The sequence below is a fragment of the Nonomuraea sp. WAC 01424 genome (assembly GCF_003947315.1).
GTDB lineage: Bacteria > Actinomycetota > Actinomycetes > Streptosporangiales > Streptosporangiaceae > Nonomuraea > Nonomuraea spiralis.
Genome location: NZ_QHHZ01000003.1, coordinates 252,986 through 275,196, shown reverse-complemented (window position 1 = coordinate 275,196; position 22,211 = coordinate 252,986). Strand labels below are relative to the sequence as shown.

At 72.0% G+C, this 22,211-nt stretch carries 21 protein-coding genes; 12 read left to right on the top strand and 9 right to left on the bottom strand.

Annotated features, from left to right (window positions below; all coding sequences use genetic code 11):
- The first annotated feature begins 13 nt into the window (after nucleotides 1-13).
- Nucleotides 14-1,321 (top strand): FAD-binding oxidoreductase, encoded by a 1,308-nt coding sequence (locus DMB42_RS10625; protein WP_125633184.1) that lies wholly within the window; start codon nucleotides 14-16, stop codon nucleotides 1,319-1,321.
- 1 nt (nucleotide 1,322) lies between these two features.
- Here DMB42_RS10625 and DMB42_RS10620 read toward each other — a convergent pair whose 3' ends face one another.
- The gene (locus DMB42_RS10620) at nucleotides 1,323-2,579 is read right to left on the bottom strand and encodes a C39 family peptidase (RefSeq protein ID WP_125633182.1); all 1,257 of its coding nucleotides are present in this window, start codon (nucleotides 2,577-2,579) and stop codon (nucleotides 1,323-1,325) included.
- 263 nt (nucleotides 2,580-2,842) lie between these two features.
- Here DMB42_RS10620 and DMB42_RS10615 point away from each other — a divergent pair, with 263 nt between their 5' ends.
- Nucleotides 2,843-3,832, top strand: a complete 990-nt coding sequence (locus tag DMB42_RS10615) for a polysaccharide deacetylase family protein (protein WP_125633180.1) — start codon at nucleotides 2,843-2,845, stop codon at nucleotides 3,830-3,832.
- A gap of 40 nt (nucleotides 3,833-3,872) precedes the next feature.
- On the opposite strand, the gene DMB42_RS10610 is transcribed toward DMB42_RS10615, so the two are convergent.
- The gene (locus DMB42_RS10610) at nucleotides 3,873-4,319 is read right to left on the bottom strand and encodes an Lrp/AsnC family transcriptional regulator (RefSeq protein WP_125633178.1); all 447 of its coding nucleotides are present in this window, start codon (nucleotides 4,317-4,319) and stop codon (nucleotides 3,873-3,875) included.
- Nucleotides 4,320-4,442: 123 nt separating this feature from the next.
- On the opposite strand from DMB42_RS10610, the gene DMB42_RS10605 reads away from it, so the two are divergent.
- Nucleotides 4,443-7,892, top strand: a complete 3,450-nt coding sequence (locus DMB42_RS10605; protein ID WP_312024723.1) for an indolepyruvate ferredoxin oxidoreductase family protein — start codon at nucleotides 4,443-4,445, stop codon at nucleotides 7,890-7,892.
- Nucleotides 7,889-9,022 (top strand): acyl-CoA dehydrogenase family protein, encoded by a 1,134-nt coding sequence (locus DMB42_RS10600; RefSeq protein ID WP_125633174.1) that lies wholly within the window; start codon nucleotides 7,889-7,891, stop codon nucleotides 9,020-9,022. The genes DMB42_RS10605 and DMB42_RS10600 overlap by 4 nt, the downstream gene beginning before the upstream one ends.
- 27 nt (nucleotides 9,023-9,049) lie before the next feature.
- On the opposite strand, the gene DMB42_RS10595 is transcribed toward DMB42_RS10600, so the two are convergent.
- From DMB42_RS10595 to DMB42_RS10585, 3 genes are all read right to left on the bottom strand, one after another.
- The gene (locus DMB42_RS10595) at nucleotides 9,050-10,024 is read right to left on the bottom strand and encodes an NlpC/P60 family protein (protein WP_260477612.1); all 975 of its coding nucleotides are present in this window, start codon (nucleotides 10,022-10,024) and stop codon (nucleotides 9,050-9,052) included.
- 210 nt (nucleotides 10,025-10,234) lie between these two features.
- Nucleotides 10,235-10,729: a universal stress protein gene (locus tag DMB42_RS10590; RefSeq protein WP_125633173.1), complete on the bottom strand. Its 495-nt coding sequence runs from the start codon at nucleotides 10,727-10,729 to the stop codon at nucleotides 10,235-10,237.
- Nucleotides 10,730-10,765: 36 nt separating this feature from the next.
- Nucleotides 10,766-12,184 (bottom strand): MFS transporter, encoded by a 1,419-nt coding sequence (locus tag DMB42_RS10585; protein WP_125633171.1) that lies wholly within the window; start codon nucleotides 12,182-12,184, stop codon nucleotides 10,766-10,768.
- Nucleotides 12,185-12,600: 416 nt separating this feature from the next.
- Between DMB42_RS10585 and DMB42_RS10580 the strand changes: the two genes are divergently transcribed.
- From DMB42_RS10580 to DMB42_RS10565, 4 genes are read left to right on the top strand one after another with little or no spacing between them, the layout of a single operon-like run.
- Complete coding sequence (locus DMB42_RS10580) at nucleotides 12,601-12,882, top strand: metal-sensitive transcriptional regulator (protein WP_125633169.1); 282 nt, start codon at nucleotides 12,601-12,603, stop codon at nucleotides 12,880-12,882.
- A 22-nt stretch (nucleotides 12,883-12,904) separates the two neighbouring features.
- Nucleotides 12,905-13,114, top strand: coding sequence for a heavy-metal-associated domain-containing protein (locus DMB42_RS10575; protein WP_125633167.1), 210 nt, complete (start codon nucleotides 12,905-12,907; stop codon nucleotides 13,112-13,114).
- Nucleotides 13,111-14,067, top strand: coding sequence for a hypothetical protein (locus tag DMB42_RS10570; protein ID WP_125633165.1), 957 nt, complete (start codon nucleotides 13,111-13,113; stop codon nucleotides 14,065-14,067). The genes DMB42_RS10575 and DMB42_RS10570 overlap by 4 nt, the downstream gene beginning before the upstream one ends.
- A 20-nt stretch (nucleotides 14,068-14,087) precedes the next feature.
- A complete protein-coding gene (locus DMB42_RS10565; protein ID WP_125633163.1) occupies nucleotides 14,088-16,328 on the top strand; it encodes a cation-translocating P-type ATPase in 2,241 nt (746 codons plus the stop codon).
- 152 nt (nucleotides 16,329-16,480) lie between these two features.
- On the opposite strand, the gene DMB42_RS10560 is transcribed toward DMB42_RS10565, so the two are convergent.
- The 3 genes from DMB42_RS10560 to DMB42_RS10550 all read right to left on the bottom strand — a co-directional run bounded on the left by DMB42_RS10560 (nucleotide 16,481) and on the right by DMB42_RS10550 (nucleotide 19,060).
- The gene (locus tag DMB42_RS10560; RefSeq protein WP_125633161.1) at nucleotides 16,481-17,446 is read right to left on the bottom strand and encodes a M56 family metallopeptidase; all 966 of its coding nucleotides are present in this window, start codon (nucleotides 17,444-17,446) and stop codon (nucleotides 16,481-16,483) included.
- Nucleotides 17,443-17,814: a BlaI/MecI/CopY family transcriptional regulator gene (locus DMB42_RS10555; RefSeq protein WP_125633158.1), complete on the bottom strand. Its 372-nt coding sequence runs from the start codon at nucleotides 17,812-17,814 to the stop codon at nucleotides 17,443-17,445. The genes DMB42_RS10560 and DMB42_RS10555 overlap by 4 nt, the downstream gene beginning before the upstream one ends.
- Before the next feature lie 67 nt (nucleotides 17,815-17,881).
- Nucleotides 17,882-19,060, bottom strand: coding sequence for an NAD(P)/FAD-dependent oxidoreductase (locus DMB42_RS10550; RefSeq protein ID WP_125633156.1), 1,179 nt, complete (start codon nucleotides 19,058-19,060; stop codon nucleotides 17,882-17,884).
- Nucleotides 19,061-19,211: 151 nt separating this feature from the next.
- On the opposite strand from DMB42_RS10550, the gene DMB42_RS10545 reads away from it, so the two are divergent.
- From DMB42_RS10545 to DMB42_RS10535, 3 genes are all read left to right on the top strand, one after another.
- Nucleotides 19,212-19,421 (top strand): heavy-metal-associated domain-containing protein, encoded by a 210-nt coding sequence (locus DMB42_RS10545; RefSeq protein WP_125633154.1) that lies wholly within the window; start codon nucleotides 19,212-19,214, stop codon nucleotides 19,419-19,421.
- Nucleotides 19,422-19,540: 119 nt separating this feature from the next.
- Nucleotides 19,541-19,930: a DUF6153 family protein gene (locus DMB42_RS10540; protein WP_125633152.1), complete on the top strand. Its 390-nt coding sequence runs from the start codon at nucleotides 19,541-19,543 to the stop codon at nucleotides 19,928-19,930.
- An 80-nt stretch (nucleotides 19,931-20,010) separates the two neighbouring features.
- Nucleotides 20,011-20,613 (top strand): DUF305 domain-containing protein, encoded by a 603-nt coding sequence (locus DMB42_RS10535; RefSeq protein WP_125633150.1) that lies wholly within the window; start codon nucleotides 20,011-20,013, stop codon nucleotides 20,611-20,613.
- A 53-nt stretch (nucleotides 20,614-20,666) separates the two neighbouring features.
- Here the strand turns inward: DMB42_RS10535 and DMB42_RS10530 are convergent, their stop codons facing one another.
- Nucleotides 20,667-21,566: an MFS transporter gene (locus DMB42_RS10530; RefSeq protein WP_260477637.1), complete on the bottom strand. Its 900-nt coding sequence runs from the start codon at nucleotides 21,564-21,566 to the stop codon at nucleotides 20,667-20,669.
- On the opposite strand from DMB42_RS10530, the gene DMB42_RS10525 reads away from it, so the two are divergent.
- Nucleotides 21,528-22,154: a TetR/AcrR family transcriptional regulator gene (locus tag DMB42_RS10525; protein ID WP_125633148.1), complete on the top strand. Its 627-nt coding sequence runs from the start codon at nucleotides 21,528-21,530 to the stop codon at nucleotides 22,152-22,154. The two genes, DMB42_RS10530 and DMB42_RS10525, sit on opposite strands and share 39 nt — an antisense overlap.
- Nucleotides 22,155-22,211: the final 57 nt, after the last annotated feature.

Below are 22,211 nucleotides of genomic sequence, written 5' to 3'. Positions count from 1 at the left end.
GAAGGAGTGAGCGATGACGTACGACAAGCTGCGTACCGCGGTCGAGGGGCGCGTCCGGCTGCCCGGCGACGAGGGTTTCGAGGCGGCGGCCAGGGCGTGGAACCTGACCGTGGACCAGCCGGTGGCCGCCGTGGTCGAGGCCGCCGACGCCGGTGACGTGGCCGCCCTGGTCCGCCACGCCCGGAAGGAGGGGCTGACGGTCTCGGCCCAGCCGCGCGGGCACGGCGCGAGCGGCACGTCCGAGGGCGTGATCCTGCTGCGTACCGACCGGCTGGACGAGCTGGAGATCCACCCCGGCGAGGAGGGCGCCCGCGCCGGGGCGGGCGTGAACTGGGGCACGGTGCTGACCGAGGCGGGCCGGCACGGCCTGACCGGCCTGGCCGGCAGCAACCCCACCGTGACCGTCACCGGCTACACCCTCGGCGGCGGCCTGAGCTGGTTCAGCCGCAGGTACGGCTGGGCGGCCGACAGCGTGCGCGCCTTCGACGTCGTGGACGCCGAGGGCCGGCCGGCACGGGTGACCGAGGAGTCCGACCCCGACCTGTTCTGGGCGCTGCGCGGCGGCGGCGGCGACTTCGCGCTGGTCACCGCCGTCGAGTTCGACCTGTACGCCGAACGCGCCCTGTACGGCGGCCGCGTCATGTGGCCCGGCCACAAGGAGGCCGAGGTGTTCGCGGCCTTCCGCGAGCTGACCGCCGACGCGCCGCCCGAGTTGTCACTGTGGCTGAACCGGGTGCAGTTCCCCAAGGCGCCCCCCATGGTGACCGTGGACCTGGCCTACCTGGGCGAGGCGGGCGAGGCCGAGGACCTGCTGGGCCGCCTGGGCAAGATCGACGGCGTGCTGAGCGACACCCGGGCCGCCATGGCCACGGCCGACCTCGGCGCCATCACCGCCGAGCCGACCGACCCGGCCCCCGCGCTGGCCCGGACCGAGCTGCTGACCGGCCTGGACGCCGCCACCGCGGACATCCTGCTGGCCCAGCCGGTCGAACCGCTGGTCACCATGCAGATCAGGCACCTGGGCGGCGCGCTGGCCCGGCCCGGGGGCGGCGCCGGGGGAGCGCTGACCGAGCCGTACCTGCTCTACCTGCTCGGGCCCGGGATCAGCCCCGAACTGACCCGGGCCGTACGGGCCAAGCAGGACGCGGTCGTCGCCGCCCTGGGGGACCGGGTCAGCGGGCGCAAGCCGTACACGTTCCTGTCGCCGGGCGAGCGGGCGGCGCAGGCGTTCCCCGAGCCCACGCTCGCCCGGCTGCGCGAGATCAAGCGTTCGCGCGACCCGCACGGCGTGTTCCGCGCCAACTACCCGGTCCTGGACTGAGTCACCAGTTGGCGGGCAGTCCCGGCGTCGTCGCGGGCAGGGCGCGGCCGGCCGGCCGGATGACGTAGGCGACGCCGCCGCTGCTGGTGCTGCGCAGCCACACGTTCTCGAAGGCGGCGCGGGGATAGACGTGGCGGACGGTGTCGTTGCTCGACGAGGCCGGGTCGTTGGCGATCACGTCGCCCGTCGCGGTGAAGCCGACGATCACCATGAGGTGGCCGTCCGTGCCGTAGCCGGCGCCGGGCAGCTCGCCCTTCTTGAACGACTGCGAGGTGATCACGGGGATGCCCGCCTTGACCAGGCGCTCCAGCTCGGTCAGGGTGCGCAGGCGGGTGACGAAGCCGTCCAGGCCGTACCGGCCGGCGTAGGCGGTGTTGAACGGCCAGTTGCCCGCGCCCTGGTAGGCGTGGTCGTAGGTGTAGCGCGCGGCGTGGTCCACCTCGGGGTTCGGGTCCGACGGGTCCACCCAGGAGGTGTCCTCGGCGCTCGGCCACTTGTCCCAGTAGCCGAGCACCATCGTGGTCGAGGTCGGGCTGCACCACGCCTCGCCGCCGCCGTCCCACTCGGGGTAGTGGCCGGCGTGCACGTTCTGGGAGCGGCGCGGGACGTTCAGCTCGACGCCCCACGCGCCGCCGCCCGGACTGACCAGGACGGTCTTGCGTTCGGGCACGTTCGAGGCCATCGCGCCGAGCGTGCGCACCCGCGGCGTCACGGCCGAGCCCGGCGTGCGGTAGAGGGTCAGGCGGAGCTGGTACGCCGACAGTTGCCGCCCGGCCGCCGCGACCAGCGTGTCCACGGCGACGGACGCGTCCGCGTCGCCCTGGCCGGGCACCGAGGTGCGCAGGATGTCGCCCTCGGCGTAGGACCAGCGGCCCAGTACGTACCACTTGCTCAGGCCGGCGGTGTTCCTGGCCCTGGCCTCGACCTGGAGCCAGCTTCCCCGGGGCACGTCGGCCGTCCAGGAGGCGATCAGCTCGGTGGCGGGGAAGCCTACCGTGCGCTCGGGGCCGGTCCAGCGGGCGTACTCCCAGGTCTTGGTGCCGAGGGCGTCGGTGTAGGACGTGGTGCCGGCGGCGGAGGCAAACGACAGCCCGTCGGTCGCGGACGTGCCCTCTCCCGCTCCGGCGGCGAAGTCGGCCCGCTGGTAGACGACGTCGGGGACGACGGGACCTGGCTTCTTCACGGTGGTGGCGGCGGCGGGGGAATGGAGGGTGGTGGCCAGCAGGAGCCCGGACAGGAGGACGGTCAGCGCACGCATGAACCCACCTTGCTCGGAAGGCGACGGATGGGGCCGACAGTAGGCACATCGGGCAGGCAAAACATCGGGAAATCTACGTATGGGCCGGGATAGCGGCCTGAAGCTTTCTCTCGCCCGAAACTTTCGGATGCTGAGCGTGCAGCGTGGAGCGGGTGTCTCTATTTCTCGGAGCTGAAAGTTTCTGTGATGTGTTGACATGTTTCGGGACGCTCTTCACACTCACGATCGAGCTTCGCGTACCTCCCCGCCTTGGAGGCAAGACCATGATCAGAAAGCTGCTCGTCCTGGGCGCCGCCTGTGCGCTCGCCGCGGGCCTCGCGCTGACCTGGGCCACCGCCCCTTCGAACGCCGCCGCCGACTGCGGCGGCGGCTACGTCGGCCTCACCTACGACGACGGGCCCAACCCCGCCACCACCTCCAGCCTGCTCAACGCGCTGACCTCCAACGGCCTGCGGGCCACGATGTTCAACGTCGGCCAGAACGCGCAGAACAACCCGGCCCTGGTCAGGGCGCAGCAGAGCGCGGGTATGTGGATCGGCAACCACAGCTGGACCCACCCCCACCTCACCCAGATGAGCACGTCGCAGATCCAGTCCGAGCTGCAGCGCACCCAGCAGGCGATCCAGCAGGCCACCGGTACGGCCCCGAGGTTGTTCCGGCCCCCGTACGGGGAGACCAACGCCACGCTCAAGTCGGTCGAGCAGCAACTCGGCCTGACCGAGATCATCTGGGACGTCGACTCGCAGGACTGGAACGGCGCGAGCACCGCCCAGATCGTCGCGGCCGCGGGCAGGCTGCAGAACGGCCAGATCATCCTCATGCACGACAACTACGCGACGACGATCGCCGCGATCCCGCAGATCGCCGCCAACCTGCGCAGCCGTAACATGTGCGCGGGCATGATCTCGCCGGTGACCGGCAGGGTGATCGCGCCCGACGGGAGCGGCCCGACCACCCCGCCCTCCTCCCCGCCGCCCGGCGGCGGCACCTGCACGGCGGCGGTCTCCGCGGGCCAGCAGTGGAGCGACCGCTTCAACCTCTCGGTCACGGTCTCCGGCACGAACTCCTGGATCGTCACCGTGACCGTACGCAGCCCGCAGAAGATCATCGCCACCTGGAACGGCACCCCGACCTGGGACGGCACCGGCAACGTCATGACGATGCGGCCCAACGGCAACGGCAACACCTTCGGCTTCACCATCCAGCACAACGGCAACCGGACCTGGCCCACGGTCTCCTGCCGGGTGGGGTGACGGTTCTCCGCTCACCCCGGGGCGGCTGTCGTGGGGCGGGTCAGGCGAGGGCGTCGCGGGTCCAGGAGCCGAGGACGAGGAGGGACTTGGTGCCGGTGACGTTCCCGGCCCTGCGCAGGCGGTCGATGACCTGCTGGAGATGCCCGAGGTCGCGCACCCGTACGTGGATCAGCGCGTCGGGGTCGCCGGCGATGGTGAACACCGCCTGCACCTCCGGCACGTCCGTCGCCGTACGGACGATCTCGCTCACCGGCGTGGTCCCCGGGTAGCGCAGCTCGGTGAACGCCTCGATGCCCCACCCGAGCTTGGCGTAGTCGATCTGCACGGTGAACCCCGTGATCACGCCGATCTCCCTGAGCCGGTCCACCCGCCGTTTGACCGCCGCCACCGACAACCCGACCTGGTCGGCCATCTCGGAGAAGGTCCGGCGGCCGTCCTCGCGCAGCAGCCGGAGCACCTGGTGGTCGATGTCATCGATGTCCGGCATGTGAGAAACCTCCTGAGTGACGCAAAGATCTTCTGTCCTAGAAACGCCCGGCTCACATTATTTGCGTCTTCGTTGTGCTTTCGCGTCTGATACTTGCGCACAGTAGCTCTCCGTTGCTGTGCTGTGAATCCCCACCAACGCATTGCCCGCCAGGAGGTTCGCGTGAGCGTGAACAGCGCGACCGTGTCGCTCGACGACAAGTACGCCGCGCCCGACGGCCGGGTGCTGATCTCCGGCATCCAGGCGCTCGTCAGGCTGACCCTCGAACAGCGGCGCCTGGACCGGGAACGCGGCCTGGACACCAGGGCCTTCGTCTCCGGCTACCAGGGCTCACCGCTGGGCGGCGTGGACCTGGAGATGGGCCGCGCGGCCCGCTTCCTGGACGAGGCCGGCGTCGTCTTCCGTCCCGGCCTCAACGAGGAGCTGGCCGCCACCGCTGTGGCCGGCACGCAGCTCCTCGGCCAGGTCCCCGGCCGCCGCCACGACGGCGTCACCGCCTTCTGGTACGGCAAGAACCCCGGCCTCGACCGCGCCGCCGACGCCATCAGGCACGGCAACATGGCGGGCACCGCCGCGCTCGGCGGCGCCGTGGCCTGGATCGGCGACGACCCCGGCTGCAAGTCCTCCACGGTGCCCAGCTCGTGCGAGCCGATGTGCCAGAGCCTGTCGATGCCGCTGCTCGCGCCCGGCTCGGTCGGCGAGATCATCGAGTTCGGCCTGCACGCGGTCGCCCTGTCCCGCGCCACCGGCCTGTGGACCGGACTGAAGATCGTCGCCGACATCGCCGACGCCTCGGCCACCGTCGACCTGGGCCCGCTGCGCGACGGCATCCCCCTGCCCGACCACGCCGACCGCGGCAAGTCGCCGATCCTGGTCGGCCCCTCCGCCCTGGACGCCGAGTACGACCTGCTCACCCGCAGACTCGAACTCGCCCGCGACTACGCCCGCAGGAACGGCCTCAACCGCGTCATGCGCGACGCGCCGCGCGCCACGCTGGGCATCCTGGCCTCCGGCACCACGTACGCGGTGGTCCTGCGGGCCCTGAACGATCTCGGGCTCGACGAGAGCGCCACCGAGGACCTCGGGCTGCGCCTGATCCGGCTCGGGATGCCGTTCCCGCTGGCCGAGGCCGACCTGGCCGCCATGACCGCCGACCTCGACCGGGTGCTGGTGGTCGAGGACAAGGTGCCGTTCCTCGAAGGGCAGCTCAAGCAGGCGCTCTACGGCGGCGAACGCGCGCCCGCCGTCTCGGGCCGGGACCTGCTGACCGCCCGCGGCACCCTCGGCGCCGAGGACGTCGCCAAGGCGCTGGCCACCTGCCTCGGCCCCGACCGGCTCCCGCGCCAGCAGACCCGCCTTTCCGCGCCCCGGCCGCGCCGCATGTTGCCGATGGTCGCCGCGCGCACGCCCTACTTCTGCTCCGGCTGCCCGCACAACTCCTCCACCCGCACCTCCGACGACACCCTGGTCGGCGTCGGCATCGGCTGCCACGCCATGATCGCCCTCGACGGGCACGGGCGTGGCAACCAGGTCGGCATCACCCAGATGGGCGGCGAGGGGGCTCAGTGGATCGGGCTCTCGCCGTTCACCCGGGACCGGCATTTCGTGCAGAACCTCGGTGACGGCACCTTCCACCACTCCGGCTCCCTGGCCGTGCGGGCCGCGGTGGCGGCCGGGGTGACGATGACGTACAAACTGCTCTACAACGACGCCGTCGCCATGACCGGCGGCCAGCGCGCGGAAGGGCGGCTCGACGTGCCCGCGCTCACGCGCTCGCTGGCCGAGGAGGGCGTGCGCAGGATCGTGATCACCACACCCGAGCCGGAGACGTACCGGGGGGTGCGGCTGGCGCCGATCGCGTCGGTGCGCCACCGCGACGACCTCGCCGACGTCGAACGCGAGCTGGCCGCGCTCGAGGGCGTGACCGTCCTGCTGCACGACGACAAGTGCGCCGCCGAGGAACGGCGGCTGCGCAAGCGCGGCAAGCTGCCGACCCCCACGGCGAAGGTCGTGGTCAACGAGCGCGTCTGCGAGGGTTGCGGCGACTGCGGCGACGTCTCGACCTGCCTGTCCGTACAGCCCGTCGAGACCGAGTACGGCCGCAAGACCCGCATCCACCAGCCGTCGTGCAACTCCGACCTGAGCTGCCTCAAGGGCGACTGCCCCTCGTTCCTGCTGGTCGAGCCCGGCACCAGGGCCCCGCGCGAGGCGCCGTCCCTGCCGGTGCGGCCGCCGGAGCCGGTCGGCAGGCTCGACGGCGACGCCGAGACGCTGATCCGCATGCCCGGCATCGGCGGCACCGGGGTCGTCACGGTCTCGCAGATCCTCCAGATGGCCGCCCACCTCGACGGCCTGCACGCCGCCGGCATCGAGCAGACCGGGCTCGCGCAGAAGGGCGGCCCGGTCGTCAGCGACGTGCGCATCGCCAAGCGGCCCGTCGACGGCTCGGTGCGCGCCTCGCGCGGCACGGCCGACGTGCTGCTCGGGTTCGACCTGCTCGGGGCCGCCGCCGACGCCAACCTCGCCGTCGCCGCGCCCGGCCGGACGATCGCCGTGGTGAACACCTCCGTCGTGCCCACCGCCGCCATGGTCACCGGACGGGTGGCCGTGCCGGGCTCCTCCGCCGACGCCGTGGTCAGGCTGGAGTCGGCCACGGAGGGCGCGGACAACCTCTACCTCGACGCCCACGAACTGGCCGAGGCGCTGTTCGGGGACCACATGCCGGCCAACATGCTGCTGGTCGGGGCGGCGTACCAGCACGGCTGCCTGCCCGTCTCGGCCGCCTCGATCGAGGCGGCGATCAGGCTCAACAAGGCCGCCGTCGAGCAGAACCTCGCGGCCTTCCGCTGGGGCCGCGCCGCCGTCGCCGACCGTGAGGCGGTACGCCGGGCCGTGCTCGCCGAACCCGCCGAGCGGCCCGCGCCCGGCCTGGAGGAGACGCTGGCCCTGCGGGTGGCGGACCTGGCCGGCTACCAGAACGAGACCTACTCCCGTACGTACGAGAAGGACGTCCGGCGCGTGGTCGCCGAGGCCGTCGGTCGCGCGGGGGAGGAGGCCGGCGCGCGCGTCGGGCTCGCCTACGCCCGCTCCCTGCACAAGCTCATGGCCTACAAGGACGAGTACGAGGTCGCCCGCCTGCACCTCGACCCCGCCGAGCAGGCCAGGCGGGACCGTGAGTACGGCCCCGACGCGGTCGTGTCCGTGATGCTGCACCCGCCGCTGCTGCGGGCCATGGGCATGAAGCGCAAGATCCGGTTGCGCCGCAGCGCGCCGGTGTTGTTCCGCGGCCTGCGTGCCGCGCGTGTGCTGCGCGGGACCGCGTTCGACGTGTTCGGCCAGGCGGAGGTCCGCCGGGTCGAAAGGGAACTCGTCACCGAATATCGTGATCTTATGCGCGCCGCACTCGCCCGGCTGACCCCCGGCACGATCGACGCCGTGGCCGAGCTCGCCGGCCTCCCCGAGTCGATCCGCGGGTACGAGGACATCAAGCTCGCCCGGGTCGCCGAGTTCCGTGAGCGCGCCGCGGCCGCCCTGGCCCGCCTCGCCGAAGCCGCACCGAAGGAGTCGCCGTGACCGTTGACCGCCTGCTCCCCGACCAGGACGCCAAGGACCTGATCGAGCTGACCCGCGACATCGCCGACAAGGAGCTCGCGCGCCGGGTCGACGAGCACGAGCGCGCGGAGACGTACCCGGAGGGGCTGTTCGCGACGCTCGGCGCGGCCGGGCTGCTCGGGCTGCCCTACCCGGAGGAGTTCGGCGGGGGCGGCCAGCCGTACGAGGTGTACCTCCAGGTGATCGAGGAGCTGGCCGCGCGCTGGGCGGCGGTCGCGGTGGCGACGAGCGTGCACACGCTGGCCTGCTTCCCCGTGGCCACGTACGGCACCGCCGAGCAGCGCGAACGCTGGCTGCCCGACATGCTGGCCGGCCGGATCGTCGGCGGCTACAGCCTGTCGGAGCCGCAGGCGGGCTCGGACGCGGGCGCGCTCACCTGCCGGGCCGAGCGCACCGAGGCCGGCGACTACCGGATCACCGGCAACAAGGCGTGGATCACCCATGGCGGCATCGCCGACTTCTACGCCCTGTTCGCCCGTACCGGTGACCGGATCTCCTGCTTCCTCGCGCCCGGCGCGGCTGAGGGGCTGACGTTCGGCCGGCCCGAGGAGAAGATGGGCCTGCACGCCGTGCCCACCACCAGCGCCCACTGGGACGGCGCCGTCATCGACGGCGACCGGCTGATCGGCGAGGAGGGCCAGGGCCTGCAGATCGCCTTCAGCGCCCTCGACTCCGGCCGGCTCGGCATCGCCGCCTGCGCCGTGGGCCTCGCCCAGGCCGCCCTCGACGAGGCCGGCGCCTACGCCAAGGAACGGCAGACGTTCGGCAAGCGCATCATCGACCACCAGGGCCTCGGCTTCCTGCTCGCCGACATGGCGGCGGGGGTGGACAGCGCGCGGGCGACGTACCTGGACGCGGCCCGGCGACGCGACGCCGGCCTCGACTACGGCCGCCAGGCCAGCGTGGCCAAACTGATCGCCACGGACACCGCCATGAAGGTCACGACGGACGCCGTCCAGGTCTTCGGCGGCTACGGGTACACGAGGGAGTTCCGCGTCGAACGGTACATGCGCGAAGCCAAGATCATGCAGATCTTCGAGGGCACCAACCAGATCCAGCGTTTGGTCATCTCACGCCATCTGGCCAAGTAGCCGGTGCCCGTGACCGGGGGTTGCCGCTTACGGGCGTACGGCGCCGAGGAGGCGGTTGCGCCAGTAGTCGTCGAGGTCGACCACCTTGACGACGTCGCCGGTCTGGGGGGCGTGGACCATCTTGCCGTTGCCCGCGTACATGCCCATGTGCCCCAGGCCCTTGCTGAAGAGCAGGTCGCCGGGTTGCAGCGCGTTCAGGGGCACCTTGCGGGCGGCGCCCCACGACCATTGGGTCCACGTCGTACGGGGGAGCGAGACCCCGGCGGCCCGCCAGGCGGCCTGGGTGAGGCCGGAGCAGTCGTAGGAACCGGGTCCGGTGCCGCCGAACCGGTACGGCTTGCCGATCTGGGCGAAGGCGAACTGGAGGGCGCGGCGGGCGTTGCCCGAGGCCGGGCCGGTGTAGGGGATGCCGGAGCTGGTGGGGTTGCCGGCCCGGTAGGCGTTGAGCTTGCGCAGCAGCTTGGTCTGCCGGGCGATGAGTTTTTCGACCTTGGTCCGCTCCCCGCGTACCCGGTCGCGGGCGGTGCTCGCCTCGGTCAGGAGGCGTTGGGCCGCGTCGCGCCGGTCGCGGAGGGCCTTCGTGGTGGCCTCGTAGGCGCGCAGCTTGGCGGCCCTGTCCGCGGCGATGGCCTCGAAGGAGGCCATGCTGCCGAGCGCCGACTCGGGGTCGCCCTTGAAGGCGAACGACTGCCATCCGGTGAACGGGCCCGACTGGTAGTCGCCGACGAGCGCCGTGACGAGGTCCTCGCGTAATGCGTCGGCCAGCGTGGCCTTGCTCTTGACCTCGGTGTTCAGGACGTCGTACTTCTTCTTGGCCGTCTTGTAGGTCTCGGTGGCCTGGTTGTACTGCTCGACCACCTGGTCGGCGCGTTCGTTGAGCTTCACCAGATCGGCTTTGACCTTGGCGGGCGAGGGAGCGGCGGCCGCGGCGCCGGGGAAGGCGCTCCAGACGGCCAGCGCCAGTGTCACGGTCATCGCGATACGTCCGGACCCTGCCGCCATGCCCACTACTATGCCTCCTCGTAGATTTTCGGCCTGACGCGAAATGCTACAGAAGTCCGGGATGCTCCTAAGCCGTTTGCCGAGAAGTGGTGCTCACCATTCGGGCCGGCATCCGGGGATCGCCGCTCAGGAGGAGGTACGCACGCCGTCTCCGGGAGGTTCAGAGCAGACAAGCGCGCCCCGGCTCGTAGGAGCCGGGGCGTGGTCGCTTCAGCGATCGGTGAACCGTCTGGCCTCGCGACGGGCGGCGGCCAGCGGCCTGGACGGGATGACCAGGGTCGGGCGGCCGGTGGAGTGCATGACCCTGGTGGACGTGCTGCCGGTCAGCAGGGCCTTGACGCCCTGCCGTCCTCGGGAGCCGAGCACGATCAGCGCGGCGTCGATCTCCTCGGCCACGTCGACGATGGCCTCGGCGGCGACCTCCTCCGGGACGGACGCGACGCGCGGTTCGGCCTTCAGACCGAGACCGCGGGCCTGCTCGGCCCCCTCGGCGGCGAGCCGCTCGGAGGCGTCGTAGGTCTTGGCGTCGATGTCCCGCAGGTCCTCCAGGAGCGCGTGGCCCTCCAGGTGGGCCGCGAGGCTCTCCAGCGGCGGGCGGGCGTACAGGACGACGGCGGAGGCGCCGGGGAACAGCCGCGCGGTCTCCTCGACGGCGTGCCGGGCGCCGGCCGAACCGTCGTAGGCGATGAGGATCGGGATGGACATGTGATTCTCCTTGCGTGAGGGGCGGCCTCGGCCGCGTCAGGCCTTGACCTCTTCGGCGGTGACGGTGGCGCCGGTGCGGGAGCGCAGGGTGGCCGCCGCGATCAGCGCGCCGACCAGGGCGATCGCCGCGGCTCCGACGAAGGCCGAGGAGAAGCCGTCGGTCAGCGCCGGCAGGTCGCCGAGCTGGTTCGCGCCGTTGGCGGCGGCGACGGCGGTCATGGCGGCCAGGCCGAGCGCCGAACCCACCTGGTAGCTGGTGTTGACGATGCCGGAGGCCAGGCCGCCCTCCTCGGGCCGGGCCGAGGAGATGGCCGTGCCCAGCGAGGGGATGAAGGCCATCGACATGCCGAGCGCGGCCACCAGACTGGCGGGCAGGACATCCACGAGGAAGTTGCCCTCGGGCCTGATGAACGACAGCCAGGCCATGCCCGCCGTGAGCAGCACCAGTCCGGTGACCGTCATCGTCTTGGGGCCGAACCTGTTGATGCCGCGCGGAGCCAGGACGATCATGCCGAGCATGATCAGCACGGTCATCGGCACCAGTGCCGCGCCGCTGGGGAAGGCGCTGTAGCCGAGCACCTGCTGCAGGTAGAGGTTGAGGAAGAACCACATCGGGATCCACGCGCCGCCGAGCAGGAGCTGGGTCAGGTTGGCGGCGGCGAGGTTGGGCGTACGGAAGATCGACAGGCGCATCAGCGGCTCGCGGCGGGCCGCCTGGATCGCGACGAACGCGCCGAGCAGCACGACGGCGGCGCCGAGCACGAGCCAGGTCTCCGCCGAGCCCCAGCCCACCTCGGGCGCCCGGACGATCGCGTACACGGCGGCGCCGAGGCCGGCGGTGACGGTCAGCGCGCCGAACACGTCGATGGATCCGCGCTGGGACTGGCCCGCGGGCATGAGGGGACCGGTGGCGAACAGCGCCACGAGCGCGATCGGGATGTTGATGTAGAAGACCCAGGGCCAGCTCAGGTACTCGGTGATGACGCCGCCGAGGAACACGCCCGCGGTGCCGCCCGCCGGGGCCGCCGCGCCGTACAGGGCGAGGGCCTTGGTGAGCTCCTTCGGGTCGTGGCCGAACAACATCATCAGCAGGGTGAGCGCGGACGGCGCGATGAGGGCGGCGCCGATGCCCTGGACGGCGCGGCCGGTCAGCTCCACCCACACCTCGGGGGCGATGCCGGCGACCAGCGAGCCGGCGAGCAGGATCAGCCAGCCGGCGCCGAACAGCCGCCGGGCGCCGAACAGGTCCGACAGGCGCCCGCCGAGCAGCAGGAGTCCGCCGAAGGCCACGACGTAGGCGTTGAACACCCACGACAGGTTCTCCTGGGAGAACCCGAGGTCCTCCTGGATGCGGGGGAGGGCCACGCCGATGATCGACGTGTCCATGATGACGATGAACTGGGCTGTGGCGATCAGGGCCAGGGCGGTCCAGCGCCGGGGGGATGGTCCAGACATGAGCTGTCTCCAGTCACGGTGCCGATACCGGTAGGGGGTACCGGCATGATGGATCTGTGCCGCATGCGCGGGGGCGCAGGAGGCGGGGAACTTGGGCTTTCGCATACCAGTAGGGGGTATGCGGGGCGATGGTCAATCAATACCACCATGGGGTATCTGTCAAGTCCGGATGCCCCCGAAAACCGGCCGTCACGACAAACCTGCTGGTCGGAGCCCTGAAATTCGGTACGGAGAACGTCTGCGCGGACCGGCCCTGCCGTCCAACCGTGGGGGGGTATAGCCGTGAGGCTCGACGTGTAAGCGTCTGACCTGCGTTTATGTCGTCGGATCGAAGGGCGGGGGTAAGGAGGGGTGGCGGGAATACCATAGGGGGGTATAGTGTTCTCAACGGCAACGACCCGATGGGAGGGGTGGCCATGGCCGTACAGGCACGCGGCAAGCAGGACCACGCGATGCGCCTGCGCCGCATCGAAGGGCAGGTCCGCGGGCTGCAGCGCATGGTCGAGGACGACAAGTACTGCATCGACATCCTGACCCAGGTGTCGGCGGCGACCAGCGCGCTGAAGTCGTTCTCCCTGTCGCTGCTCGAAGATCATCTTGCTCACTGTGTCGCCGAAGCGACCCTGAAGGGCGGGCCCGAGGCCGACGCCAAGGTCAAGGAGGCCTCGGATGCCATCGCCAGACTCGTACGTTCCTGACCGGATTGAAGGAGAGACCGATATGAGCACCGCCACCTACACCGTCAAGGGCATGACCTGCGGCCACTGCGTCAGCTCGGTCAAGGAGGAGGTGGGCGAGGTCGCCGGCGTCACGACCGTCGACGTCGACCTGGCCACCGGGCTCCTGACCGTCGGCAGCGAGGCCCCCGTCGACGCGGCGAAGATCGTCGCCGCCGTCGAGGAGGCCGGATACGAAGTGGTGAACCCGTGAACACCGCCGCCAAGCTCGGCTCGTACGTCCTGGGGCTCGCCGTCGTCTTCGGCGGCGCGCTCGGCGCGGGCAAGGCCGTCGGGCCGGTCGGGACACCGCCGGCCGCGGACCACGCGGCCATGACGGCGCAGGCCCCGGCCGACGGACACGGGGAACACGCCACCCAGCAGGTCAAGAGCGATACCCCCGGAGGGCTCCAAGTGTCTCAGAACGGCTACACCTTCACCCCGCTCACCACGGCGCTCAAGCCCGGTGAGCCCACGGACTTCCGCTTCGCCGTCACCGGCCCCGACGGGAAGCCGGTCACCGACTACCAGGTCCAGCACGACAAGAAGCTGCACTTCATCGTGGTCTCCCGTGATCTGGGCAGCTTCCAGCACGTCCATCCGGAGATGGCGGCCGACGGGGTCTGGTCGGTCAAGGTCACCTTCCCCGAGGCGGGCGGCTACCGGGCCTTCGCCGACTTCGCGCCGACCGGCGGCGAGGCCCTGACGCTGGGGGCCGACGTGGCCGTGGCGGGTGACTACCAGCCGAAGCCCCTGCCGGAGACGAGCCGTACCGCGACGGTCGACGGCTACACCGTCACCCTCGACGGCGACCTGACCCCCGGCCAGACCAGCAAGCTCACGCTCAAGGTCAGCAAGGACGGTCAGCCGGTCACCGACCTGCAGCCCTACCTCGGCGCCTACGGCCACCTGGTGGCGCTGCGCGCCAAGGACCTGGCCTACCTGCACGTCCACCCCGACGGCGAGCCGGGCGACGGCAAGACCAAGCCGGGCCCAGAGATCGTGTTCTACGCCCAGGTGCCCAGCACCGGCGACTACCGCCTGTTCCTGGACTTCCAGCACGGGGGCGAGGTCCGTACCGCCGACTTCACCCTCGGCGCGGGCGGGCAGCCGCAGGTCCAGACGTCCGAGCCCGCCGCCGGCGGGCACGGCGGCCACAGCCACTGACGAGAGAAAGGAGAACGGTGATGACCTCGATCACCGATGACCGGCGCAACGCGGTCGAGCTCTCGATCGGCGGCATGACCTGCGCGTCGTGCGCCAACCGCATCGAGCGCAGGCTCAACAAGCTTGAGGGCGTGACCGCGACGGTCAACTACGCGACGGAGAAGGCGAAGGTCACCTTCCCCGAAGGCGTCGACGCGGAGCAGCTCATCTCCGAGGTGGAGAAGGCCGGCTACACCGCCGCGCTGCCCGCGCCGCCGAAGTCCGACGCCGCGACCGCCGAGCAGGAGCCGGAGGACGAGCTGCGCCCGCTGCGCAGCCGGCTGATCACGTCCGTGACGCTGGCCGTGCCGGTGATCGCGATGGCGATGATCCCGCCGCTGCAGTTCACCAACTGGCAGTGGATGTCGCTGGTGCTGGCCGCGCCGGTCGTCGTGTACGCCGGCTGGCCCTTCCACAAGGCGGCCTGGACCAACCTGCGCCACGGCGCCGCGACCATGGACACGCTGATCTCGATCGGCACCATCGCCGCGCTCGGCTGGTCGTTGTGGGCGCTGTTCTTCGGCAGCGCGGGCACGCCGGGCATGACCCACCCGTTCGCGTTCACCATCGAGCGCAGCGACGGTTCGGGCAACATCTACCTGGAGGCCGCCGCCGGTGTGACGGCCTTCATCCTGGCCGGGCGCTACTTCGAGGCGCGGTCCAAGCGCCGCGCGGGCGCGGCGCTGCGGGCCCTGCTGGAGCTCGGCGCCAAGGACGTCGCCGTGCTGCGCGACGGCGTGGAGACGCGCATCCCCAGCGACCAGCTCGCGGTCGGCGACACGTTCGTCGTACGGCCCGGCGAGAAGATCGCCACCGACGGCGTGATCGTGGAGGGCACCTCGGCGGTCGACGCCTCGATGCTGACGGGCGAGTCCGTACCGGTGGAGGTACGGCCGGGCGACGCCGTGACCGGCGCGACCGTGAACGCGGGCGGCCGGCTGGTCGTCCGGGCCACCCGGGTCGGCGCGGACACCCAGCTCGCGCAGATGGCCAAGCTCGTCGAAGAGGCCCAGACGGGCAAGGCGCAGGTCCAGCGCCTGGCCGACCGCATCTCCGGCATCTTCGTGCCGATCGTGATCGCGCTGGCACTCGGGACCCTGGGCTTCTGGCTGGGCACCGGCGACGGCGTCGGCGCGGCCTTCACGGCGGCGGTGGCGGTGCTGATCATCGCCTGCCCCTGCGCGCTCGGCCTGGCCACCCCGACGGCGTTGCTGGTCGGTACGGGCCGGGGAGCCCAGCTCGGCATCCTGATCAAGGGTCCGGAGGTGCTGGAGTCCACCCGCCGCATCGACACGGTGGTGCTGGACAAGACCGGCACGGTCACCGAGGGACGGATGACGCTGGTCGGCGTCCACCTCGCCGAGGGTGAGGACGAGACCGAGGTGCTGCGCCTGGCCGGCGCGCTGGAGCACGCCTCCGAGCACCCGATCGCCCAGGCCGTCGCCAAGGGCGCCGTCGCGCGCGTCGGCGAGCTGCCGGCCGCCGAGGACTTCGCGAACGTCGAAGGACTGGGTGTCCAGGGCATCGTCGAGGGGCACGCGGTGCTCGTCGGGCGGCCGAGGTTGCTGGAGGAGTGGTCGCAGCACCTGACGTCCGATCTGGAGCGGGCTCTGCACGCCGCACAGGCCGGCGGCAGGACCGCGGTGGCGGTCGGCTGGGACGGCAAGGCCCGCGCGGTGCTCGTGGTCGCCGACGTGATCAAGCCCACCAGCGCGGAGGCCATCGCGCAGCTCAGGGCGCTCGGCCTCACCCCGGTCCTGCTGACCGGCGACAACGAGGCCGTGGCCAGGACCGTGGCCGCCGAGGTCGGCATCGACGAGGTGATCGCCGAGGTGCTGCCGTCCGACAAGGTGGACGTGGTCAAGGAGCTGCAGTCCGAGGGCAAGGTCGTGGCCATGGTCGGCGACGGCGTCAACGACGCGGCCGCGCTCGCCCAGGCGGACCTGGGCCTGGCCATGGGCACCGGCACGGACGCCGCGATCGAGGCGTCCGACCTGACCCTCGTACGCGGGGACCTGAGGGTGGCGGCCGACGCGATCAGGTTGTCGCGCCGGACGCTCGGCACGATCAAGGGCAACCTGTTCTGGGCCTTCGCCTACAACGTGGCCGCCCTGCCGCTGGCCGCGCTCGGCCTGCTCAACCCGATGATCGCGGGGGCGGCGATGGCCTTCTCCAGCGTGTTCGTGGTCAGCAACAGCCTGCGGCTGCGCCGCTTCAAGTAAGACCGGACCTTCAAGTAAGACCGGACCTTCAAGTAAGACTGGACCTTCACGTAAGACTGGACCTTCACGTAAGACTGGACCTTCACGTAAGACCGGACCACGAAGGCTCCGGGCCCGCGGGCCCGGAGCCTTCGTGCGTCTCCGGCTTTCTTCTACGCCGACGGCAGCCGGAGCGTGAGCAGTTCGTGGCAGTGGTGCGCGAGGAAGGCGCTGACCCCGGGCGTGGCCGCCAGTACGGCGGGGCCGGTGAGCAGCGCCGTCACCGTCAGGGCTCCGGCCGTGCGCCGCCACCGGTCGAGGGGCGCCTGCGGGCTCAGCATCCGCCGGACGCGGGTCAGGGCCGTCTCGCCGCCCGCCCCCAGGGCGAACCCGGGCACTCTTCCCGTCGCCAGGCCGACCAGGGCCGCCGCGATGTGCACGCGGTCGTGCCGGCGCGCGGCCACGTCGTCGGCCAGCAGCTCGACCAGGCGGGTGATCTCGGCGCGGGCATGCTCGAAGAGCGGCACCCTGGGGAACGCGCGGGCCAGCGTCTCGGCGCCGGCCAGCACCAGATGATGGCGTCCGCGCAGATGGGCCTGCTCGTGGGCGAGCACGGCGGCGACCTGCTCCGGCGCGAGGCAGCGCAGCGCGCCCGTGGTGATCACCGAGTGGCCGTTGCGGCCGGGCAGGCAGTAGGCCAGCCGCTCGTCGTAGTCGACCACGACGGCATCGAGGTCGTGGTCGTGCCGTCCGAGCAGCGCCAGGGCCTCGGAGTGCCGCCGCCGCGCGCGACGGGCGCGGGTCAGGACCGCCCCGCCCGTACAGGCCACTCGGGTCAGGACGAGACCGGCGGCGAGGAGACCGGTGGCGGCGGCGGTCACGCTGGGCCGGGCGCCGTGGCCCAGCATGCCGGCGCAGGCCGCGAACAGCCCGGCCAGGCCATGGCCGACCGTGTCGGCGGGCACGACCGCCGCGAACACCGACAGCAGGGCGGCGACGAGCACGGACACGCTCGCCGCCTGCCACAGGGCGATGGCCAGTCTCGGGGCGCGGCCGGGCCACGCGGCGCGCCGCAGCAGCCTCCGCCCGGCCAGGGCGGCGAAGGCGCCGTAGAGGGCGAGGACGATCGCCACCGTCATGACGTGTGCCGGTCCGGCGGGTAGACGCGGAGGGCGGCCTGCAGCGCACTCGCCTCCTCGGGGGTGAGGCGTTCGAGGAAGTGCACGAACGTGGCCGCCCTGTTGCCGCTCATGGCGAGGGACTCGCGCATCACGTCGGCGGTGTACGCCTCCTTCGACGACACCGCCTCGTAGATGTAGGCCCGGCGGACCGCCGTCCGTCTGAGCAGGCCCTTGGTGTGCAGCTTGTCCATCACGGTCATCACCGTCGTGTAGGCGATGTCCCGGCTCTGCTGCAGGAACTCCAGGACGTCGCGGACCGAGGCGGGCCCCTTGATCGCCCACATGCGATCCATGATCGTGGACTCAAGCTCGCCAAGACCGCGCATGGTTCGACAGTCCCTCCGCCGATGGCCTGCCCCAAATGCTACCGGCGATCGTAGGGACGTCGAGGGGTCAGACGAGGGACTCCAGGGAACCGCCCGCGGCGACGGCGCGTTTGACGCGGATCAGGTCTTTGGGGGAGTTCACGGCGACCGCGCCGACCAGTACGCCGTCCTTGGCGAAGGCGAGGGCGAAGCGGCCCTCGTCCGGGGAGCCGGCGACGAGGCGGCTCTCGTCGGCCAGGTGCGGCAGGCCGGCGGTCTGGACGCGGGCGCCGTGCACGTGGGTGGCGAAGGAGGGCAGGTCGTCGAACGGCTTGGCGTTCGCGGGGTCGGCGAGCAGGTTGAGCGCGGCGGCCGTGCCCTGGTCGTTGGCGTTGGACCAGTGTTCGACGCGGACGAGCGCGCCGCCGTACAGGCTGTGGGGCCAGCGGGCGACGTCGCCGGCGGCCACCACGTCGGCGGCGCCCACGGCGAACAGGTTCTCGTCGCACAGCACGCCGTCGCCGAGCTCAAGCCCGCTGCCGTCCAGCCAGCCGGTGTTCGGCTCGACGCCCATGCCGGCGATCACGAGGTCGGCGGGCAGCGTCCGGCCGTCGTCGAGGCGTACGCCGGTCACCCTGCCGTCCGACTCGAAACCGGTCACGCGGACGCCGCCGACCAGGTCCACGCCGTGGTCCCGGTGGTGGCCCGCCAGCCAGCGGGAGGCGTCCTCGCCGAGCGCGCCCAGCATCGGGTACGGCGAGGAGTCCACCAGCGTCACCGGCAGTCCGAGGGCCCGGACGGTGGAGGCGACCTCGCCGCCGATGAAGCCGCCCCCGATGACCACCACGCGGGCGGGCCCGGCGGCCAGCTCGGCACGCAGGGCCAGGGAGTCCTCGACCGTGCGCAGGGTGTGCACGCCCCGCGGGTGGTCGGGCAGACGGCGTGGACGGGCGCCGGTGGCGATGACGAGCCCGTCGTAGCGCACCTCGGAGCCGTCGTCCAGGGTGAGGCGCTTGTCCCCGGCGTCCAGGCTCACCGCGTGGCGGCCCTTCAGCCAGTGTTCGCCGAGCTCCTCGGCGCCGGGCAGGGTGATCTCGTCGTCGCCGCGCAACATGCTCTTGGACAGGGGCGGGCGGTTGTAGGGGAGGTGGCGTTCCCCGCCGATCAGGGTGACGGCGCCGGTGAAGCCCTCTCGGTGCAGCGCCTGGACGGCCCGCAGACCGGCCAGCGACGCCCCGACGACCGCGATGGTGTTCAGCTCTCTCATGGGTGGCAACCATACCCCCCTCCCGTATAGTGGCTCGAAGTGATTTAGCTCTCACATACCCGTAGGGGGTTCGGGTTGCGAGGGTGGCTTCCCGTGACGTATCGTCCAAGCCGTTGAATACCCACCCGGGGTATTATCGAGGGGAGTGGACATGAGCAGCGCCACCTACACCGTCAGCGGCATGACCTGCGGCCACTGCGTGGGCACCGTGAAGTCCGAGGTCGGCAAGATCTCCGGGGTCACCGGGGTCGACGTCGATCTGGCGACCGGCAAGGTGACCGTGACGGGCGAGCAGCCGATCGAGGAGTCCCTCGTGCGCGACGCCGTCGAAGAGGCGGGCTACGAGCTGGTCCCGGCCTGAGCGGGTCGCCCGCCGCGAGCCGGGCGCCGTTCCCCTTCCCGGAAGGCGCCCGGCTCGGACCTACGAAGCGCGGTAGTAGGCTGAGGCCGAAGGACGCGCTGGTCAGAAGGGGAGAGGCGGTGGGTGTCGTGCGGCGGTTCGTACGCGGTCTCCTGCTCGTCCTCCTCGCCCTGGGGGTGTGCGGCATGCACACGCTGGGCCATCTGGACGGACGGCACGGCGGTTCGCCGGGCCGTCACGGGACGGTGGCTCAGGAGGCCCCAGCCGTCCTGCCCGCGGGAGCGCAGGCCGTCGCGGGCGAGCACCGGATGCCGGGCTTCGACCCGACCAGCGTCTGCCTGGCCGTGCTGACCTCGCTGTTGATCATCCTGCTGGCCGCCGTCCGGTTCTGGACGCGGCGCAGGGCCGGAGCCGGAGCCGGTGACCTTCCCCCGGCGCGGCCGGTCGCCCGGCCACCGCCACGGCCGACGTCCCTTCGGCTGGCGAGTCTCTCGACATTGCGCATATAGGCCGGTGAGCTGCGCGGACGGACCCCGAGGTCGTCCGCGGGACAGGCCGGAAGTTCCAGCGAACCGAGAGACGAACAACCATGCGCATCAACCGTAAGATCGGCTTCACCGTCGCCGGGGGCGCGCTCGCCCTGCTCACCGCGTGCGGGGGCAACGGCGCCGCCACGACCGCGGACGCCGAGCCGGCCGCCACCACGGCGGCCACCAGCGCCGCCGCGCAGCCGTCGCCGTCCTTCAACGACGCGGACGTCATGTTCGCGCAGATGATGATCCCGCACCACGAGCAGGCGGTCGAGATGGCCGAGCTGGCGCCGGGACGGGCGGGCGACGCGGAGATCAAGGAGCTCGCGGCCAAGATCAAGGCCGCCCAGGACCCGGAGATCCAGACCATGAAGGGCTGGCTCGCCGAGTGGGGCAAGCCCGCCCCCTCTGAAGGGATGGGGCATGAGATGCCCGGCATCATGTCCGCGGAGGACATGAAGAAGCTCGAAGGCGCCAAGGGCAAGAGCTTCGACAAGCTGTTCGCCGAGCAGATGATCGCCCACCACAAGGGGGCCATCGACATGGCGCGTACCGAGCAGGCGAGCGGGTCGAACCCGCAGGCCAAGGAGCTGGCGAAGGTCATCGAGACCGCCCAGCAGGCCGAGGTGGCCCAGATGCAGGGCATCCTCGACCGGCTCTGATCGCGTCCCGCCCGGGCGCCGGTGGCGTCCGGGCGGGGACGTCCGCGGCGCTCTCAGGCCGTCCGCCGCCTGCCGGTCGTCACCAGCGCGGCGGCCACGGCGCCGGCCGCCGAGGCGACGGCGGCCACGACGAACCCGCTGGTGAACCCGCTCAACGTGGTCCCGGCCAGGCTCGCCGCCGCGACGCTCGACATCACGGCGGCCCCGACGGACGCGCCGAACTCGTGGAAGGTGCTCACGATGCCGGAGGCGATCCCGGCCTCGTGCGGCGCGACCTGGCCGAGCGCGGTGGCCGAGGCGATGACGAACAGCGCGCCGGTGCCCGCCGCGGCGGCGGCCACGCCGGCGACGACGCTGACGACGTTCGTCGAGACGGCCGGTACGGCCATGCCGGCCGCCGCGACCGTCAGGCCCGCGACGGCCAGGGCACGCCCGCCCCACCGGCCGAGCAGGCGTCCGGTCAGGTTGGCGCCGAGCATCGTGGCCAGCGCCACCGGCAGGAACAGCAGCCCGGCCCGCAGCGCGCCGTATCCCAGGGCCTGCTGGAAGTAGAACGTCCCCAGGAAGAAGACCGCGATCATCAGCGCCGTCGCCATCAGGATCAGGAAGGCGCCGACCGCGACGGGCCGCCGGGCCAGCAGGCGTACGTCCATAAGGGGTGAACGGGCCCGCCGCTGCCACAACACGAACAGCGTGTAACCCACGGCGGCCGCGGCCGCGAGCCAGCCGGTGAGCGGGCTCAGCCGGCCGCGCTCGCCGGCGGCGGTGAGCCCGTAGATCAGCGACGCACCGGCGGCCGTCACCAGGACCGCGCCGAGGACGTCGAGCCGGGGCCGGTCGGCGGGCGCCGGCGTACGCGCCGGGAGCAGTACGGCGAGCACCACGGCGATCACCACCCCGATGGGCACGTTGACGTGGAACACCCACGGCCATCCCGGACCGGCGGTGAGCAGCCCGCCGAGGAGGACGCCGAGGGCGGCCCCGCCGCCGCCGAGCGCAGCATCGCGCGCATCGTGTCCGCCGCCCGCGAACTGCTGAGCTCCGACCCCAACGTGACCACCGACGACATCGCGCAGGCCGCCGGGGTCGGGCGGATGACCCTCTACGGGCACGTCCGCACCCGGGCCGACCTCGTCGAGGCCGCGGTCGCGGACACGCTGCGGGCCGGTGAGGAGCCCCTGGCCTCCGTCGACCTGTCCGGCGACGCGCGCGCGGCCATGACCCGCCTGCTGGCGTCGAGCTGGGAGCTGGTGGCCGAGTCCGCGGCGCTGCTGGCCGCCGCCGAGGGGGTCCTTCCGGCGGGACGGGTGCGCGACCTGCACGCCGAGCCGGTGCGGCGCATGGCCGAGCTGGTCGGCCGGGGTCAGGAGCAGGGCGTCTTCCGTACGGACCTGCCCAACGCCTGGCTGGTCAGCCTGACCCACTACATCCTGCACGGCGCGGCCAACGAGGTACGCCAGGGACGCCTCGCCCGGGACGTCGCCGCCGACGTGGTGACGAAGTCCATCGAATCGGCGCTGGCGGGCCCGGTCGCGTCGTGATCGCCTGGCCGGTCGCGTCGGTGATCGCCGGGCCGGTCGTTTTGTGATTGCCGGGCT

What these genes read in the sequence shown, in the direction of transcription:
- DMB42_RS10560 (WP_125633161.1), bottom strand. Translation starts at nt 17,446, where the DNA reads ATGACGGTGGCGATCGTCCTCGCCCTCTACGGCGCCTTCGCCGCCCTG.
- DMB42_RS10625 (WP_125633184.1), top strand. Translation starts at nt 14, where the DNA reads ATGACGTACGACAAGCTGCGTACCGCGGTCGAGGGGCGCGTCCGGCTG.
- DMB42_RS10545 (WP_125633154.1), top strand. Translation starts at nt 19,212, where the DNA reads ATGAGCAGCGCCACCTACACCGTCAGCGGCATGACCTGCGGCCACTGC.
- DMB42_RS10535 (WP_125633150.1), top strand. Translation starts at nt 20,011, where the DNA reads ATGCGCATCAACCGTAAGATCGGCTTCACCGTCGCCGGGGGCGCGCTC.
- DMB42_RS10585 (WP_125633171.1), bottom strand. Translation starts at nt 12,184, where the DNA reads ATGTCTGGACCATCCCCCCGGCGCTGGACCGCCCTGGCCCTGATCGCC.
- DMB42_RS10550 (WP_125633156.1), bottom strand. Translation starts at nt 19,060, where the DNA reads ATGAGAGAGCTGAACACCATCGCGGTCGTCGGGGCGTCGCTGGCCGGT.
- DMB42_RS10580 (WP_125633169.1), top strand. Translation starts at nt 12,601, where the DNA reads ATGGCCGTACAGGCACGCGGCAAGCAGGACCACGCGATGCGCCTGCGC.
- DMB42_RS10620 (WP_125633182.1), bottom strand. Translation starts at nt 2,579, where the DNA reads ATGCGTGCGCTGACCGTCCTCCTGTCCGGGCTCCTGCTGGCCACCACC.
- DMB42_RS10590 (WP_125633173.1), bottom strand. Translation starts at nt 10,729, where the DNA reads ATGTCCATCCCGATCCTCATCGCCTACGACGGTTCGGCCGGCGCCCGG.
- DMB42_RS10555 (WP_125633158.1), bottom strand. Translation starts at nt 17,814, where the DNA reads ATGCGCGGTCTTGGCGAGCTTGAGTCCACGATCATGGATCGCATGTGG.
- DMB42_RS10610 (WP_125633178.1), bottom strand. Translation starts at nt 4,319, where the DNA reads ATGCCGGACATCGATGACATCGACCACCAGGTGCTCCGGCTGCTGCGC.
- DMB42_RS10565 (WP_125633163.1), top strand. Translation starts at nt 14,088, where the DNA reads ATGACCTCGATCACCGATGACCGGCGCAACGCGGTCGAGCTCTCGATC.
- DMB42_RS10595 (WP_260477612.1), bottom strand. Translation starts at nt 10,024, where the DNA reads ATGGCGGCAGGGTCCGGACGTATCGCGATGACCGTGACACTGGCGCTG.
- DMB42_RS10575 (WP_125633167.1), top strand. Translation starts at nt 12,905, where the DNA reads ATGAGCACCGCCACCTACACCGTCAAGGGCATGACCTGCGGCCACTGC.
- DMB42_RS10615 (WP_125633180.1), top strand. Translation starts at nt 2,843, where the DNA reads ATGATCAGAAAGCTGCTCGTCCTGGGCGCCGCCTGTGCGCTCGCCGCG.